At 61.8% G+C, this 16,165-nt stretch carries 13 protein-coding genes and 1 other annotated feature; of the genes, 11 read left to right on the top strand and 2 right to left on the bottom strand.

The annotated features are described in order from the left end of the window. The first annotated feature begins 125 nt into the window (after window positions 1-125). The 11 genes from apt (at window position 126) to ACSBQS_RS01170 (ending at window position 12,894) form a co-directional block, all read left to right on the top strand. Entirely contained in the window at window positions 126-677 is a 552-nt protein-coding gene (gene apt, locus ACSBQS_RS01120) for an adenine phosphoribosyltransferase (RefSeq protein ID WP_019454166.1), read from the top strand. Between the two features lie 92 nt (window positions 678-769). Next, window positions 770-2,728 carry a DNA polymerase III subunit gamma/tau gene (gene dnaX, locus ACSBQS_RS01125; protein ID WP_047025747.1) on the top strand — a complete coding sequence of 653 codons (1,959 nt, stop codon included), beginning with the start codon at window positions 770-772 and terminating at the stop codon, window positions 2,726-2,728. Further along, window positions 2,061-2,125 (top strand) — a sequence feature (DnaX frameshifting element). (Overlaps the previous gene by 65 nt.) Window positions 2,729-2,769: 41 nt before the next feature. Continuing rightward, window positions 2,770-3,099 (top strand): YbaB/EbfC family nucleoid-associated protein, encoded by a 330-nt coding sequence (locus ACSBQS_RS01130; protein WP_004940264.1) that lies wholly within the window; start codon window positions 2,770-2,772, stop codon window positions 3,097-3,099. Continuing rightward, window positions 3,099-3,704: a recombination mediator RecR gene (recR, locus tag ACSBQS_RS01135; protein ID WP_004940263.1), complete on the top strand. Its 606-nt coding sequence runs from the start codon at window positions 3,099-3,101 to the stop codon at window positions 3,702-3,704. Before ACSBQS_RS01130 ends, recR begins: the two co-directional genes overlap by 1 nt. A gap of 142 nt (window positions 3,705-3,846) precedes the next feature. Then, on the top strand, window positions 3,847-5,712 hold the full coding sequence (gene htpG / locus ACSBQS_RS01140; RefSeq protein ID WP_033651110.1) for a molecular chaperone HtpG: 1,866 nt from the start codon (window positions 3,847-3,849) through the stop codon (window positions 5,710-5,712). Between the two features lie 202 nt (window positions 5,713-5,914). Beyond that, complete coding sequence (adk, locus tag ACSBQS_RS01145) at window positions 5,915-6,559, top strand: adenylate kinase (protein ID WP_004940261.1); 645 nt, start codon at window positions 5,915-5,917, stop codon at window positions 6,557-6,559. Window positions 6,560-6,725: 166 nt separating this feature from the next. Beyond that, a complete protein-coding gene (locus tag ACSBQS_RS01150) occupies window positions 6,726-7,859 on the top strand; it encodes a sugar diacid recognition domain-containing protein (RefSeq protein WP_197666214.1) in 1,134 nt (377 codons plus the stop codon). Window positions 7,860-7,978: 119 nt separating this feature from the next. After that, on the top strand, window positions 7,979-9,244 hold the full coding sequence (locus ACSBQS_RS01155; protein WP_042783808.1) for a GntP family permease: 1,266 nt from the start codon (window positions 7,979-7,981) through the stop codon (window positions 9,242-9,244). A 9-nt stretch (window positions 9,245-9,253) separates the two neighbouring features. After that, the gene (locus ACSBQS_RS01160) at window positions 9,254-10,417 is read left to right on the top strand and encodes a glycerate kinase (protein WP_197749694.1); all 1,164 of its coding nucleotides are present in this window, start codon (window positions 9,254-9,256) and stop codon (window positions 10,415-10,417) included. Between the two features lie 119 nt (window positions 10,418-10,536). Further along, a complete protein-coding gene (gene hemH, locus ACSBQS_RS01165; RefSeq protein ID WP_047025744.1) occupies window positions 10,537-11,499 on the top strand; it encodes a ferrochelatase in 963 nt (320 codons plus the stop codon). Between the two features lie 90 nt (window positions 11,500-11,589). Beyond that, window positions 11,590-12,894, top strand: coding sequence for an inosine/guanosine kinase (locus ACSBQS_RS01170; RefSeq protein ID WP_197749692.1), 1,305 nt, complete (start codon window positions 11,590-11,592; stop codon window positions 12,892-12,894). 54 nt (window positions 12,895-12,948) lie between these two features. On the opposite strand, the gene ybaL is transcribed toward ACSBQS_RS01170, so the two are convergent. Further along, the gene (gene ybaL / locus ACSBQS_RS01175) at window positions 12,949-14,640 is read right to left on the bottom strand and encodes a YbaL family putative K(+) efflux transporter (RefSeq protein ID WP_025160055.1); all 1,692 of its coding nucleotides are present in this window, start codon (window positions 14,638-14,640) and stop codon (window positions 12,949-12,951) included. A gap of 245 nt (window positions 14,641-14,885) precedes the next feature. Next, the gene (locus ACSBQS_RS01180) at window positions 14,886-16,106 is read right to left on the bottom strand and encodes an MFS transporter (RefSeq protein WP_033651115.1); all 1,221 of its coding nucleotides are present in this window, start codon (window positions 16,104-16,106) and stop codon (window positions 14,886-14,888) included. Between the last annotated feature and the right edge of the window lie 59 nt (window positions 16,107-16,165).

Below are 16,165 nucleotides of genomic sequence, written 5' to 3' on the forward strand. Positions count from 1 at the left end.
CAGTTTGCATAGATTTGGGCGTTTTCGTGCGCGGATCGCCTGCCATTTTTTCTCCGGTGTGTTTCACCCGGGGGCGGCGGGTGAGCGGCGCGCCGGTTTTCAGGCAGTTTTATCAGGCAACAATTATGACCGCTACTGCGCAGCAGCTTCAGTTTATTAAAGACAGTATCAAAACCATCCCGGATTATCCGAAGCCGGGCATCCTGTTCCGCGACGTGACCAGCCTGCTGGAAAACCCGTTGGCCTACGCCGCCAGCATCGAGCTGCTGGTTGAGCGCTATCGCGAAGCGGGCGTGACCAAGGTGGTGGGTACCGAAGCGCGTGGTTTCCTGTTCGGCGCGCCCGTCGCGCTGGCGTTGGGCGTCGGTTTCGTGCCGGTGCGCAAACCGGGCAAACTGCCGCGCGCCACGCTCAGCGAAAGCTATGAGCTGGAGTACGGCACCGACAAGCTGGAGATCCACACCGACGCCATCACCGCGGGCGACAAAGTGCTGGTGGTGGACGATCTGCTGGCGACCGGCGGCACCATTGAAGCGACCACCAAACTGATCCGCCGTCTGGGCGGTGAAGTGAAAGACGCCGCGTTCATCATCAACCTGCCGGATCTGGGCGGAGAAGCGCGTCTGAACAAGCTGGGCATCGACTGCTACTGCCTGGTGGACTTCGCCGGTCATTGATGCGGCATCGCCCCTTGGGCACAACGGCCTCGCGGATTGCCGCGGGGCTGTGTTAGCATGACCCTCCAGATTACTCGACTTCTCCGGTATTAATGAGCTATCAGGTTCTCGCCCGTAAGTGGCGCCCTCAAACGTTCGCAGACGTGGTCGGCCAGGAACATGTCCTGACCGCGCTGGCCAACGGCCTCTCGCTGGGGCGGATCCATCACGCCTATCTGTTCTCGGGCACGCGCGGCGTGGGGAAAACCACCATCGCCCGCTTGCTGGCCAAAGGCCTGAACTGTGAAACCGGCATCACCGCCACGCCTTGCGGCCAATGCGACAACTGCCGCGAGATCGAGCAGGGGCGTTTCGTCGATCTGATCGAGATCGACGCCGCTTCCCGAACCAAGGTGGAAGATACCCGCGATCTGCTGGACAACGTTCAGTACGCGCCGGCGCGCGGCCGCTTCAAGGTCTACCTGATCGATGAAGTGCACATGCTCTCGCGCCACAGCTTCAACGCGTTGCTGAAGACGCTGGAAGAGCCGCCGCCGCACGTCAAATTCCTGTTGGCCACCACCGATCCGCAAAAATTGCCGGTGACCATTCTTTCCCGCTGCCTGCAGTTTCACCTCAAAGCGCTGGACGTCGATCAGATCCGCCAGCAGTTGGAAACGGTGCTGACGGCGGAGCAGATCACCAGCGACGCCCGCGCGCTGCAGCTGCTGGCGCGCGCCGCCGACGGCAGCATGCGCGATGCGCTGAGCCTGACCGATCAGGCGATCGCCATGGGGCAGGGGCAGGTGACCGCCGCCACCGTCAGCCAGATGCTCGGTACGCTCGATGACGAGCAGCCGCTGGCGATCCTCGAAGCGCTGGTCAGCGCCGACGGTGAAAAGGTGATGGCGCAGGTCGCGCAGGCCGCTTCGCGCGGCGTGGATTGGGAAAACCTGCTGGTGGAGACGCTGGCGTTGCTGCACCGCATTGCGATGGTGCAACTGCTGCCTTCGATGCTCGACAACCACTACGCCGCCGTGGAACAACGGCTGCGTGAGCTGGCGCGCACCCTGCCGCCGGCCGATGTGCAACTCTATTACCAGACGCTGTTGGTGGGCCGCAAAGAGCTGGCCTATGCGCCGGATCGCCGCATGGGGGTTGAGATGACCCTGCTGCGCGCGCTGGCGTTTCACCCGAAAGCGGTGATCCCGGAGCCGGTGGCGTTGGTGCAGACCGCGCCGACGCCGATGGCGCAGCCGCAGCAGGCCGCATCGCCACAGCCGCCGCAGTTTCAGGACGCGCCGCCGCCGCTAGGGCAGCCGGCCGCGCCGCAGCGACAATCATCGACCCCTTTACCGGATGCCACCGCCCAGCTGTTGAAAGCGCGGTCCCAGCTGCAACGGCAGCAGGGAGCATCCACACCAAAAAAGAATGAGCCGGCGGCGCCAGGAATAGCGCGGCCGGCAAACTCGGCGCTGGGGCGTTTGGCTTCCGTGACCGAGCGCAGCCAGCAGCGCCTGGCGGAGAAGAAGGTGCCGGAAAAACCGGCGAAACCGGAAGCCTATCGTTGGCGCGCGCAGACCGAGCCCGAGGCGGCGCCGGAACCGCTGGCGACGCCGAAAGCGCTGCGCACGGCGTTGGAGCACGAGAAAACGCCGGAGCTGGCCGCCAAGCTGGTGGTGGAGTCGCTGGAGCGCGACGCCTGGGCGGCGGAAATCGATAAGCTGAAGATCCCGAAACTGGTGCAGCAGCTGGCGTTGAACGCCTTCAAGCAGCAGCCGGAGCCGGGCAAGATTAGCCTCCATCTGCGGTCTTCGCAGCGCCATCTGAATTCGCCTTCGGCGCAGAAGACGCTGGCCGACGCGCTCGGTGAGCTGTACGGCAGCCCGATCGAGCTGACCGTGGTGGAGGACGATAATCCGGCGGAGCGCACCCCGCTGGAATGGCGACAAGCCATCTATGAGGAAAAGCTGGCGCAGGCGCGCCAGTCCATCGAAGCGGATACCAACATTCAGACGCTGCGCCGATTCTTCGACGCGGATCTGGATGAAGAGAGTATTCGCCCCCTTTAAACGCTGCGCGATGTGCGCGGCCCTAGCGACGAGAGACGACTATGTTTGGTAAAGGCGGTCTGGGCAACCTGATGAAGCAAGCCCAGCAAATGCAAGAAAAAATGCAGCAGATGCAGGAAGAAGTCGCCAAATTGGAAGTGACCGGCGAATCTGGCGCCGGCCTGGTGAAAGTCACCATCAATGGCGCGCACAACTGCCGCCGCGTGGAAATCGATCCAAGCCTGATGGAAGACGACAAAGAGATGTTGGAAGATCTGATCGCCGCTGCGTTTAACGACGCCGCGCGCCGCATCGAAGAGACCCAGAAAGAGAAAATGGCCTCCGTCTCCAGCGGCATGCAGTTGCCGCCTGGCTTCAAGATGCCGTTCTGATGCAAACCAGCCCGCTCCTTGAATCCCTGATGGAGGCGCTGCGCTGCCTGCCGGGCGTCGGCCCGAAATCGGCGCAGCGCATGGCGTTTCAGCTGCTGCAGCGCGATCGCAGCGGCGGCATGCGCCTGGCGCAGGCGTTGACGCGCGCGATGTCGGAGATCGGCCACTGCGCCGATTGCCGCACCTTCACCGAGCAGGACGTCTGCACCATCTGCGCCAATCCGCGCCGCCAGCAAAACGGCCAGATTTGCGTGGTGGAAAGCCCGGCGGATATCCACGCCATCGAGCAGACCGGCCAGTTCGCCGGGCGCTACTTTGTGCTGATGGGGCATCTGTCGCCGCTGGACGGCATCGGGCCGGGCGATATCGGTCTGGATCGCCTGGAGCAACGGCTGGAAAAGGAAAGCATCACCGAAGTGATCCTCGCCACCAACCCGACGGTGGAAGGGGAGGCGACCGCCAACTATATCGCCGAGATGTGTGGCCAGTATGGCGTGCTCGCCAGCCGCATCGCCCACGGCGTGCCGGTGGGCGGCGAGCTGGAGATGGTCGACGGCACCACGCTGTCGCATTCGCTGGCGGGGCGCCACGCCATCAAGTTCTGATGTTTTCCCGGATGGGGCCGCCCGGCCCCATTGTTTTTTGCCAAAAATTTCCCGCCGTCCGCTTGAAAAACAAGACCCTGACCCTCATCTGATCCTCATTGTTCGATTTTGGTAGCCATTGTCTTTGAGGTAATCAATGAGTATGAAAGGTCAAGAAACCCGCGGGTTCCAGTCTGAAGTAAAACAGCTGCTTCATTTGATGATCCATTCGCTGTACTCCAACAAAGAAATTTTTCTGCGCGAGCTGATCTCCAACGCCTCTGACGCCGCCGACAAGCTGCGCTTCCGCGCTCTGTCCGCGCCGGAGCTGTATGCCGGCGACGGCGAGCTGCGCGTGCGTTTGTCCTTCGATAAAGAGCAGCGCACCCTGACCATTGCCGACAACGGCATCGGTATGCGCCGCGAAGAAGTGATCGAAAACCTCGGCACCATCGCCAAATCGGGCACCAAAGCGTTCCTGGAATCCATCGGTTCCGACCAGGCGAAAGACAGCCAACTGATCGGCCAGTTCGGCGTCGGTTTCTACTCGGCGTTCATCGTGGCGGACAAAGTGACCGTGCGCACCCGCGCGGCCGGCGCCGCCGATGACGAGGGCGTGTTCTGGGAGTCCGCCGGTGAAGGCGACTACACCATCGCCGACATCACCAAAGAGACCCGCGGCACCGAAATCACCCTGCATCTGCGCGAAGGCGAAGATGAGTACCTCGACGCCTGGCGCCTGCGCTCGGTGATCGGCAAATATTCCGATCACATCGCCTTGCCGGTAGAGATCGAAAGCAAGAACGAAGAAGACGGCACCGTCACCTGGGAGAAGATCAACAAGGCGCAGGCCCTGTGGACCCGCAGCAAGGCTGACGTGACCGACGAAGAGTACAAAGAGTTCTACAAGCACATCGCCCACGATTTCACCGATCCGCTGAGCTGGAGCCACAATCGGGTGGAAGGCAAGCAGGAATATACCAGCCTGCTGTATATCCCGGCGCAGGCGCCGTGGGACATGTGGAACCGCGATCACAAGCACGGCCTGAAGCTGTACGTGCAGCGCGTGTTCATCATGGACGACGCCGAGCAGTTCATGCCGAACTATCTGCGCTTCGTGCGCGGCCTGATCGATTCCAACGATCTGCCGCTGAACGTATCGCGCGAGATCCTGCAAGACAGCCGCGTGACGCAGAACCTGCGCGGCGCGCTGACCAAGCGCGTGCTGCAGATGCTGGATAAGCTGGCCAAAGACGACGCCGAAGGCTACCAGAAATTCTGGCAGCAGTTCGGTCTGGTGCTGAAAGAAGGCCCGGCGGAAGATAACGGCAACCAGGAAGCGATCGCCAAACTGCTGCGCTTCGCCACCACCCATGGCGACAGCTCGGCGCAGACCGTGTCGCTGGAAGAGTACGTCGGCCGCATGGCGGAAGGGCAGGAAAAGATTTACTACATCACCGCCGACAGCTACGCCGCCGCCAAGAGCAGCCCGCATCTGGAGCTGTTCCGCAAGAAAGGTATCGAAGTGCTGCTGTTGTCCGATCGCATCGACGAGTGGATGATGAGCTACCTGACCGAGTTCGACGGCAAGCCGTTCCAGTCGGTCAGCAAGGCGGATGAAACGCTGGATAAACTGGCGGATGAAACCGAAGAGCAGAAGGCGGCCGAGAAGCAGTTGGAACCGTTCATCGAACGCGTGAAAACCCTGCTGGGCGACCGCGTGAAGGATGTGCGTCTGACGCACCGCCTGACCGATACGCCGGCGATCGTGGTGACCGACGCCGACGAGATGAGCACCCAGATGGCCAAGCTGTTCGCCGCTGCGGGCCAGCAGGCGCCGGAAGTGAAGTACATTTTCGAGCTTAATCCTGAGCATGCGTTGGTCAAACGCGCATCCGACGTGGGCGATAACGAACATTTCGCCGAGTGGATAGACCTGCTTTTGGATCAGGCGCTGTTGGCTGAACGCGGCACGCTGGAGGATCCGAACCTGTTCATCCGCCGCATGAACAAGTTGCTGTCCGCCTGAAGTTGATTATATGCGCCCTTAACGGCACCGTTAGGGGCGCATTTCCGGTTTTTCCCCGCATTTTCCCCTCTTTTGTTCGCTTGAATTTTTGCATGTTCCGCAATCGATTTCCTTCGCGCGCCTTGAGCCTGCCCCCCCTGAAATGGTATCGTTGAGCGTTTTCGCAATTTTATAAAAACTACATAGCAAGGGGATTTACGCAATGCGTATCATTCTGCTGGGCGCTCCGGGCGCTGGTAAAGGTACTCAGGCTCAATTCATCATGGAGAAATACGGCATTCCGCAAATCTCCACCGGTGATATGTTGCGCGCAGCCGTGAAGGCCGGCAGTGAACTGGGCAAGCAGGCGAAAGAGATCATGGACGCCGGCAAGCTGGTGACCGATGAGCTGGTGATCGCGCTGGTCAAAGAGCGCATCGCTCAGGAAGATTGCCGCAAGGGCTTCCTGTTGGACGGCTTCCCGCGCACCATTCCGCAGGCTGACGCGATGAAAGAAGCCGGCATCAACGTTGACTTCGTGCTGGAGTTCGACGTGCCGGACGAGCTGATCGTTGACCGCATCGTTGGCCGCCGCGTGCACGCGCCGTCCGGCCGCGTATACCACGTGAAGTTCAATCCGCCGCAGGTGGAAGGCAAAGACGACGTGACCGGCGAAGAGCTGACCACGCGCAAGGACGATCAGGAAGAGACCGTGCGCAAGCGCCTGGTGGAATACCATCAGATGACCGCGCCGCTGATCTCTTACTACAGCAAAGAAGCGGCAGCGGGCAACACCCAATACCGCAAAATCGACGGCACCCGCAAGGTGGCCGAAGTGAGCGCAGAGCTGGCGACTATCCTCGGTTGATAGCAAGCTGGCTGTGCATGACGTCGGGCCTGTGGCCCGGCGTTTTTTTTTGCCGTTTTCCCGTTAAATTGTGATCGCGGCGGCTTGTTGCGGCCGTGACCGTTAATCGCCCGCGCCAAATGGCGTATAACAAGCCTGCGTTTTCATCCTCAGCAGGGAGCCGGGCATGCTCAGACAGACCAAACTTCTGGCGGAAGCCACCGCGCGCCAGATCGTCCAGCGGGCGATGGGCATCATCAGCCATTCCGTCAACGTGATGGACAGCAACGGCGTGATCATCGCTTCCGGCAACCCACAGCGTCTGTTCCAGCGTCATGAAGGCGCGGTGCTGGCGCTGGCGGAGAATCGGGTGGTGGAAATCGATCGCGCCACCGCCGAACACCTGAAGGGCGTGCGGCCCGGCATCAACCTGCCGTTCAGCTTTCGCAATCAGCGGGTGGGAGTGATCGGCATTTCCGGCGAGCCGGCCGAGGTGCGCGCCTACGCCGAGTTGGTCAAAATGGCGGCGGAGATGATGGTGGAGCAGGCGGCGCTGCTGGATCAGCACCAGTGGGAAAAACGCTACCGGGAAGAGCTGGCGAACCAGCTGTTGCAGCCGCAGCCGAACACGGCGTCGCTGGAAGCGATGGCGGCGTATCTGGGATTGGATCTGCGCCAGGCGCGCATCGTCTGGATCGTCGAGCTGCAAGAGGCGCAGCCGCACCTGCTGCGCGAACTGCTGGCTGAGCTGGAGGCCACCCAGCGCGATGCGTTGATCGCCATTACCGGCTTCAATGAAATGACCCTGCTGCGCCCGGCCAGCATGGCGCAAGGCGAGTGGAGCCTGAAGCTGGAGCGCCAACAGGCGCAGCGTCTGCAAAACCAGCTCAAGCACCGCTTTCGGGTGCGGCTGATCGTCGGCGGTTTCTACGACGATCCGCAAAGCGCCCACCGCTCCAGCCTGACCGCGCGCGCCACCCAGGCGATGGCGCAGCGCCTGAAATTGCGTCACGCCACGCTGTTCTACCACGACTATCCGCTGCCGTCGCTGCTGTGCGATCTCGGGGAGGACTGGCGAGCGCAAGAGCTGGGGCGCCCCTGGCGGACGCTGGAGGAACAGGATGAAAAAGGCGTGCTGCGCGCCACGCTGCGCCACTATTTTTCGCAGAATTGTGATCAGACGCAGGCCGCCGCGCAGCTGCATATTCACGTCAATACCCTGCGCTATCGCCTGCAGCGCATCGAAGCCATAACCGGTATGAAAATCAATCAATTAACTGACTCTCTGCGGTTGTATATCGGCATGCTGATGCACGACTGAGTTGTGCCAACCCACAAATTCCGCGCCGTTCCTTCGGCGATTTTTTGTTGTTTCCCCTCAGGCCAACGCCGGGCGCGCGGGATATGTTGGCCTGCACATCAACCACGGAGAAAACAACAATGACAACCGTATCCACTCTGGGGGCGCTGGTGGCGTTAGCCGTCGCCATCGTCCTGATTCTACGCAAGGTTCCACCGGCTTACGGCATGATTGCCGGCGCGCTGGCGGGCGGGCTGTGCGGCGGCGCCGATCTGGTGCAGACCGTGACGCTGATGATCGGCGGGGCGCAGGGCATCACCAACGCCGTGATGCGCATTCTGGCGGCGGGGGTATTGGCCGGGGTGCTGATCGAATCCGGCGCGGCGCACACCATCGCCGAAACTATCGTACGCAAGGTGGGCGAAACCCGCGCGCTGCTGGCGCTGGCGGTGGCTACACTGATCCTGACGGCGGTGGGGGTGTTTATCGACGTGGCGGTGATCACCGTCGCGCCGATCGCGCTGTCGATCGCCCAAAAGGCCGGCATTTCTCGTGCGGCGATCCTGCTGGCGATGATCGGCGGCGGCAAGGCCGGCAACGTGATGTCGCCCAACCCGAACACCATCGCGGCGGCGGACAACTTCCACGTGCCGCTCACCTCGGTGATGATGGCCGGCATCGTGCCGGGGCTGTGCGGCCTGGTGGTGGCCTATCTGCTGGCGCGTCGCCTGAGCGATAAAGGTAGCAGGGTGATGGCTGAAGAGCTGACTCAGCATGCCGAAGGGGCGCGGCCGGGCTTCGCTGCGGCGATCAGCGCGCCGCTGGTGGCGATCCTGCTGCTGTCGCTGCGGCCGATCGCCGGTATCGCCGTTGATCCGCTGATCGCGCTGCCGGCCGGCGGTTTGGCGGGCGCGCTGCTGATGGGGCGCATTCGTCAGTGCAATCAGTTTATGGTCTCCGGCCTGTCGCGCATGGCGCCGGTGGCGATCATGCTGCTCGGCACCGGCACGCTGGCGGGCATTATCGCCAACTCGGCGCTGAAGGATGTCTTGATTACAGGTTTGACGCACACCGGGCTGCCGGCCTGGCTGCTGGCGCCGCTGTCCGGCGCGCTGATGTCGATGGCGACCGCCTCGACCACCGCCGGCACCGCCGTCGCCTCCGGGGTGTTCAGCTCCACGCTGCTTGAGCTGGGGGTGAGCGGATTGGCCGGCGCGGCGATGATCCATGCGGGCGCCACGGTGCTGGATCACCTGCCGCACGGCAGCTTCTTCCACGCCACCGGCGGCAGCGTCAATATGGCTGTGCACGAGCGGCTCAAACTGTTGCCGTATGAAACGCTGGTGGGGTTCACCATCGCGGCAATCTCGGCGCTGATGTTTGGCGTATTTAACCTGGCGGGATAAGGAACAGTGATGAAAACGCTGAAAAAAGTGGTTATTGCCCCGGATTCTTTCAAAGAGAGCCTGAGCGCGCTCGGCGTCGCCGACGCCATCGAGCGGGGATTCCGTCAGATTTACCCGCAGGCGCACTACGTGAAGCTGCCGATGGCGGACGGCGGTGAAGGGACGGTGGAGTCGATGGTGGCGGCCACCGGCGGTGAAATCGTTCAGGTGACGGTCACCGGCCCGCTGGGGGATCCGGTGCAGGGGTTCTATGGCTTGTTGGGCGACGGCGAAACCGCGGTGATTGAAATGGCCGCCGCCTCCGGGCTGCATCTGGCGCCGCCCAACCGGCGCGATCCGCGCATTACCACCAGTTACGGCACCGGCGAATTGATGCTGGCGGCGTTGGATCGCGGCGTGAAGGCGATCGTTCTCGGCATCGGCGGCAGCGCCACCAACGACGGCGGCGCCGGGATGATGCAGGCGCTGGGCGTTAAATTGCTGGATAAGGCTCGTCACCCGCTGCCAATGGGCGGCGCGGCGCTGGCGCAGCTGGCGCACCTCGATCTCGCCGGACTGGACGCGCGTTGGCAGCGGGTGAGCGTAACCGCCGCCTGCGACGTGGATAACCCGCTGTGCGGCGCAAAGGGCGCGTCGGCGGTATTCGGGCCGCAGAAAGGGGCGACGCCGGAGATGGTGGCGCAGCTCGATGCGGCGCTGCATCACTACGGCGAGCTGCTGGAACGGGAAACCGGCCGCGCCGTGCTGACCCAGCCAGGGGCGGGCGCGGCGGGCGGCATGGGGGCGGCGCTGCTTGGCATGCTCGACGCGCGCTTGCGACCGGGCATCGAGATTGTCACTGAAACCCTGCGCCTGGATGAGGCGGTGCGCGATGCCGATCTGGTGATCACCGGCGAAGGGCGGCTGGACAGCCAGTCGATTCACGGCAAAACGCCGATCGGCGTGGCGCGGGTGGCCAAGCGTCACGGCGTGCCGGTGATCGCCATCGCCGGCAGCCTGACGCCGGATTATTCGGTGGTGCATCAACACGGCATCGATGCAGCGTTTTCGGTGCTCGATCGCATCGTGACGCTGGAAGACGCGCTGGCGGACGCCGATCGCAATCTGCAGGTGACGGCGCGCAACGTGGCGGCGGTATGGCAGCTGGCGCAAGGAAGATGCCCACAGGCATAGCCTGTTGCTGTTATCGGTTTCGACGCAGGACTTTTCCGTTACAATAGCCGGCATTAATGGCTGCTGACATCCCGACCCAGAACGGAATGCCGGCCGGAAAGGAAATGAGGGGAACTGAGATGAAGCAAGAGAAACACGGCGTATTGCTGGTGAACCTGGGCACGCCAGATGCGCCGACCTCGTCGGCGGTCAAACGCTATCTGAAGGAATTCCTCAGTGACGATCGCGTGGTCGATACGGCGCCGCTGATCTGGTGGCCGATCCTAAACGGCGCGATCCTGCCGATCCGCTCGCCGCGCGTGGCGAAACTCTATCAGTCGGTGTGGATGGAAGAGGGTTCGCCGCTGCTGGTGTACAGCCGCCGCCAACAGCGGGCGCTGGCGGCGCGCATGCCGAATACGCCGGTGGAGTTGGGCATGAGCTACGGTTCGCCGAGCCTGGCGGAAGCCATCGACAAGCTGCTGGCGCAGGGCGTGACCAACCTGGTGGTGCTGCCGCTCTATCCGCAATATTCCTGTTCCACCAGCGCGGCGGTATGGGACGGCGTAGCCCGGGTGCTGAAAGGCTATCGCCGCTTGCCGTCGGTGGCCTTCATTCGCGATTACGCCGAACACCCAGCCTATATCGCCGCGCTGCAACAAAGCGTGGCGCGTTCGTTCGCCGAACACGGCCAGCCGGATCGGCTGGTGCTGTCGTTCCACGGCATCCCCAAGCGCTATGCGCGGCTGGGCGACGACTACCCGCAGCGCTGCGAGGATACGCTGCGAGCGCTGAGCGCCACGCTGCCGCTGGCGCCGGAGCGGGTGATGATGACGTACCAATCGCGCTTCGGCCGCGAGCCTTGGCTGACGCCGTACACCGATGAAACCCTGAAGGGGCTGCCGGCGCAGGGCGTGAAGCACATTCAGCTGATCTGCCCCGGTTTCTCGGCGGACTGTCTGGAAACGCTGGAAGAGATTAAAGAGCAGAACCGCGAGATCTTCCTTAAGGCCGGCGGCGAGAAGTTTGAATACATCTCAGCGTTGAACGACGAGCCGGCGCATATTGACATGATGCAGCAACTGGTGGCGCAGCGTCTGTAATCATCCATAATCTGTCTATTAGATGCATCGTGATCGGGCGGGGATGTGTTAACATTCTCCGCTTGTTAAACCGCCACCACCACCAATCACATGAAATTTCCTGGTAAACGCAAGTCCAAACACTATTTCCCGGTGAGCGCCCGCGATCCGCTTCTGCAGCAGGCCCAGCCCGAAAGTGAAATCAGCACCTCGTATATCGTCGGCATCGACCAGACGCTGGTGGATATCGAGGCGAAAGTGGACGACGCTTTTGTCCAGCGCTACGGCCTGAGCCTGGGCCACTCTCTGGTGATCGAAGATGACGTCGCCGAGGCGCTGTATCAGGAATTGAATGAAAACAACCTGGTCACCCATCAGTTCGCCGGCGGCACCATCGGCAACACCATGCACAACTATTCGGTGCTGGCGGACGATCGCTCGGTGCTGCTCGGCGTGATGTGCAGCAACGTGAAAATCGGCAGCTACGCCTACCGTTATCTGTGCAATACCTCCAGCCGCACCGATCTTAACTATCTGCAGGGCGTTGACGGCGCCATCGGCCGCTGTTTCACGCTGATCGGCGAAAGCGGCGAGCGCACCTTCGCCATCAACCCCGGCCAGATGAACCAGCTGCGCCCGGAAAGCATCCCTGAAGAGGTGATCGCCGGCGCGTCGGCGCTGGTGCTGAGCTCTTATCTGGTGCGCTGCAAGGAAGGGGAGCCGATAAAGGACGCGACCTTGCAGGCGATCAAATACGCTAAAAAGCACGATGTGCCGGTGGTGCTGACCCTGGGCACCAAGTACGTGATCGCCGACAACCCGCAGTGGTGGCGCGACTTCCTGAAGGAAAATGTGACCATTCTGGCGATGAACGAAGACGAAGCGCTGGAGCTGACCGGGCTGAGCGATCCGCTGACCGCCTCGGACATGGCGCTGGAGTGGGTGGATCTGGTGCTGTGCACCGCCGGGCCGAACGGCCTGTATATGGCGGGCTATACCGAAGAGGCCAACAAGCGTCAGACCCAGCACCCGCTGTTGCCGGGGCATATCGCCGAGTTCAACCGCTACGAGTTCAGCCGCGCCATGCGCCGCGAACACTGTGAGCAACCGCTGCGCGTTTACTCGCACATCGCGCCGTATATGGGCGGGCCGGAGAAGATCATGAACACCAACGGCGCCGGCGACGGCGCACTGTCGGCGTTGCTGCACGATATCGCCGCCAACGGCTATCACCGCCACAACGTGCCGAATTCCAGCAAGCACGTGCGCAGTTACCTGACATACTCCTCATTGGCGCAGGTGTGCAAATACGCCAACCGCGTCAGCTACCAGGTGTTGAACCAGCATTCGCCGCGTCTTACTCGTGGCCTGCCGGAGCGCGAAGACAGCCTGGAAGAGTCCTATTGGGAGCGTTAACCCGCTGAAAAAGAAAAGGTCCGGCATGCCGGACCTTTTTTTGTGCGCGGTGCCTCAGATCGGGCAGCCCCCCATTTTTTCTTCTTCGCTCAGGGTATCCAGCTGCAGGATGTTCAGCATGCTGTTGGCGATCTCCCGTTCACCCATCACCACCTGATTGGCGCCGCGATCGGTGATGTAGGCCACTTCGTCGTCGTAGTGGGCGCGGGCGATGATCTCGATGTTCGGCCGCTTGGCGCGCGCCGAGGCGACGATCTCGCCGGCCTCATAGCCGTTGGGGATGGTCAGCAGCAGCCAGCGCGCGCAGTCGAGCCGCGCCAGATCCATCACTTCCGGATTGGCGGCGTTGCCCAGCACCGTCTTGATGCCCTGTTCGCGCAGCGCTTCCACCCGCGGGCGGGAGTTCTCGATCACCACCAGCGGAATGCCCGCCTCGGCCAGTTTGCCGCCCAGCAGGCTGCCGACGCGGCCGTAGCCGACCACCAGCGCATGGTTGCACATGTCCACCGGGATCTGCTTCTCTTCTTCCACCGCCTCTTCGAGGATTTGCTCTTCGATGGTTTCGGTTTTGGCCAGATAGCGCTCCAGCAGGGTGAACAACAGCGGGTTGAGCATGATCGACAAAATGGCGCCGGCCAGCACCAGATTGCGCCCGTGTTCCGACATCATGCCGAGCGCGATGCCGAGGCCCGCCAGAATAAAGGCGAACTCGCCGATCTGCGCCAGGCTGGCGGAGATGGTCAGCGCGGTGCGCTTGGAGTGGCCGAACATTTTCACCAGCAGGAACGCGGCGGCGGATTTGCCGAACACGATGATCGCCAGCGTCGCCAGCACCGCCAGCGGTTCGTTAATCACGATCATCGGATCGAACAGCATGCCAACCGAGACGAAGAACAGCACGGCGAACGCGTCGCGCAGCGGCAGGGTGTCGTGCGCCGCGCGGTGGCTCAGCTCGGACTCGTTCAGCACCATGCCGGCGAAGAAGGCGCCCAGCGCGAAGGAGACGTCGAACAGCTTCACCGCGCCGTAGGCGATGCCGAGCGCCAGCGCCAATACCGCCAGGGTGAACAGCTCGCGCGAGCCGGTGCTGGCGGTTTTCGACAGGATCCACGGCACCAGGCGGCGGCCGACCACGATCATCAACGCAATGAAGGCGATGACCTTACCGATGGTCAGCGCCAGCTCCATCAGCAGCTGGCCGCTGCTGGCGTTGTCGTTGCCCAGCATGTTGCCGAAGGCGGGCAGTAATACCAGCGTCAGCACCATCGCCAAATCTTCGACGATCAGCCAGCCGATGGCGATTTGCCCGCGCTGGCTGTCGATCAATTGCCTCTCCTCCAGCGCGCGCAACAGCACCACGGTGCTGGCGGTGGAGAGACAGAGGCCGAACACCAGGCCGGAGATCAGATCCCAGCCGAGCAGCTTGGACAGCCCCATGCCGAGCAGGGTAGCGACGGCTATCTGCGCCACGGCGCCAGGTATGGCGATAGATTTTACTGCGAGGAGGTCTTTCAAAGAGAAGTGCAGGCCAACACCGAACATCAACAGGATAACGCCGATTTCCGCCAGTTCCGGCGCCAGTGAGGTATCGGCGACGAAACCGGGGGTGAACGGGCCGGCGAGCACCCCTGCGGCCAGATACCCCACCAGGGGTGAGATGCGCAGGCGGTTCGCCAGCATACCGAGGAGGAAGGCGAGTACTAACCCTCCGACGATGGTGGTGATGAGCGGTGTTGAATTATGCATCCATACTCCTTCTGGCTATGCATCGCGGCACGGGAGAAACGCAACAAAGTTACGAAAAGATACATTTAGTTTATTGCATTTGTTCGCGGCTTGCTTGGCTAATTTGGCCTTTTTTGTAAAAAAGCAGAGGATTTCGCTTAAGGCGCGGCAATGAGGGAGTTTTGTGCCAGATAAACCAAATAACATTGATTTATCCGTAGGATAACCCGGATGAATAAATACTTTCATCCGGGCGGTTCGCGGGGTTATTGCGGTTTATGCTCCATATTGGGCAGTAGCGCGGTAATAATGCCGATCAGCGGTAGGAAAGCACAGATTTGGTAGACCAGCTCGATACTGGTCAAATCCGCGACATAGCCAAGAACTGCCGCACCTAACCCGCCCATACCGAAAGCAAAACCGAAGAATAAACCGGAAACCATGCCGACTTTACCGGGGATCAGCTCCTGTGCGTAGACCAGGATGGCGGAGAAAGCGGAGGCGAGAATAACCCCGATGATCACCGTCAAAATGCCGGTCCAGTACAGGGATGCATGGGGTAAAATAAGCGTAAATGGCGCTGCGCCAAGGATTGAGCCCCAAATAACGTATTTTCTCCCTATCTTGTCGCCAAGAGGCCCGCCGATGATGGTTCCGGCGGCTACCGCGAACAGGAAGGCGAACAGGTGAATTTGCGCATTCTGCACCGAAACGCCGAACTTATGTATCAGATAAAAGGTGTAATAGCTGCTGATGCTGGCCAGATAGAAGTATTTAGAGAAAATCAGCACCAGCAGAATGCCCAGCGAGTAGGCGACGGTACGTTTTGGCAGCGGTTTCAGCATTGCGGGGCTTTTCGGCTGCCCTTTCGCCGCCCGATGCTGATGTTGGTACCACTTGCTGACCTGCAGCAATACCACGATCGCCAGCAGCGCCGCCAGCGTGAACCAGGCGACGTTGCCTTTGCCGTAAGGCGCGATGATCAGCGCGGCCAGCAGCGGGCCGAGCGAGCTGCCGAAGTTGCCGCCGACCTGGAACAGCGACTGCGCCAGGCCGTGTCGTCCGCCGGAGGCCATGCGCGCCACGCGCGAGGATTCCGGGTGGAATACCGATGAGCCGGTGCCCACCAGCGCCGCCGCCAGCAGCACCAGCGGGAAGGTGTTCGCCACCGACAGCAGCAGCAGGCCGGACAGGGTAAAGCCCATGCCGATAGGCAGTGAGTAAGGCTGCGGGTGTTTATCGGTGTAATAGCCGATCAGCGGTTGCAGCAGGGAAGCCGTTAGCTGATAGGTCAGGGTGATCATACCGATTTGCACGAAGCTGAGGTGGAAATCGGCTTGCAGGATCGGGTAAATCGCCAGGATCAGCGACTGGATCATATCGTTGAGCAGGTGAGACACGCTGATGGCGCCGAGGATGGAGAAAGCGGTCCTCTTTACCGTACTGCCCTTGGCGGGCGGCATCGCGCTTTGGCTACTGTCGGTCATATTATTATTAGCCTGATAAGTTGTTGAGCACAGAGATGACATCTTAGGCAGGGCGTTCA

It is taken from the genome of Serratia sp. H402Y (assembly GCF_051172415.1).
GTDB classification, from domain to species: Bacteria; Pseudomonadota; Gammaproteobacteria; order Enterobacterales; family Enterobacteriaceae; genus Serratia; species Serratia ureilytica.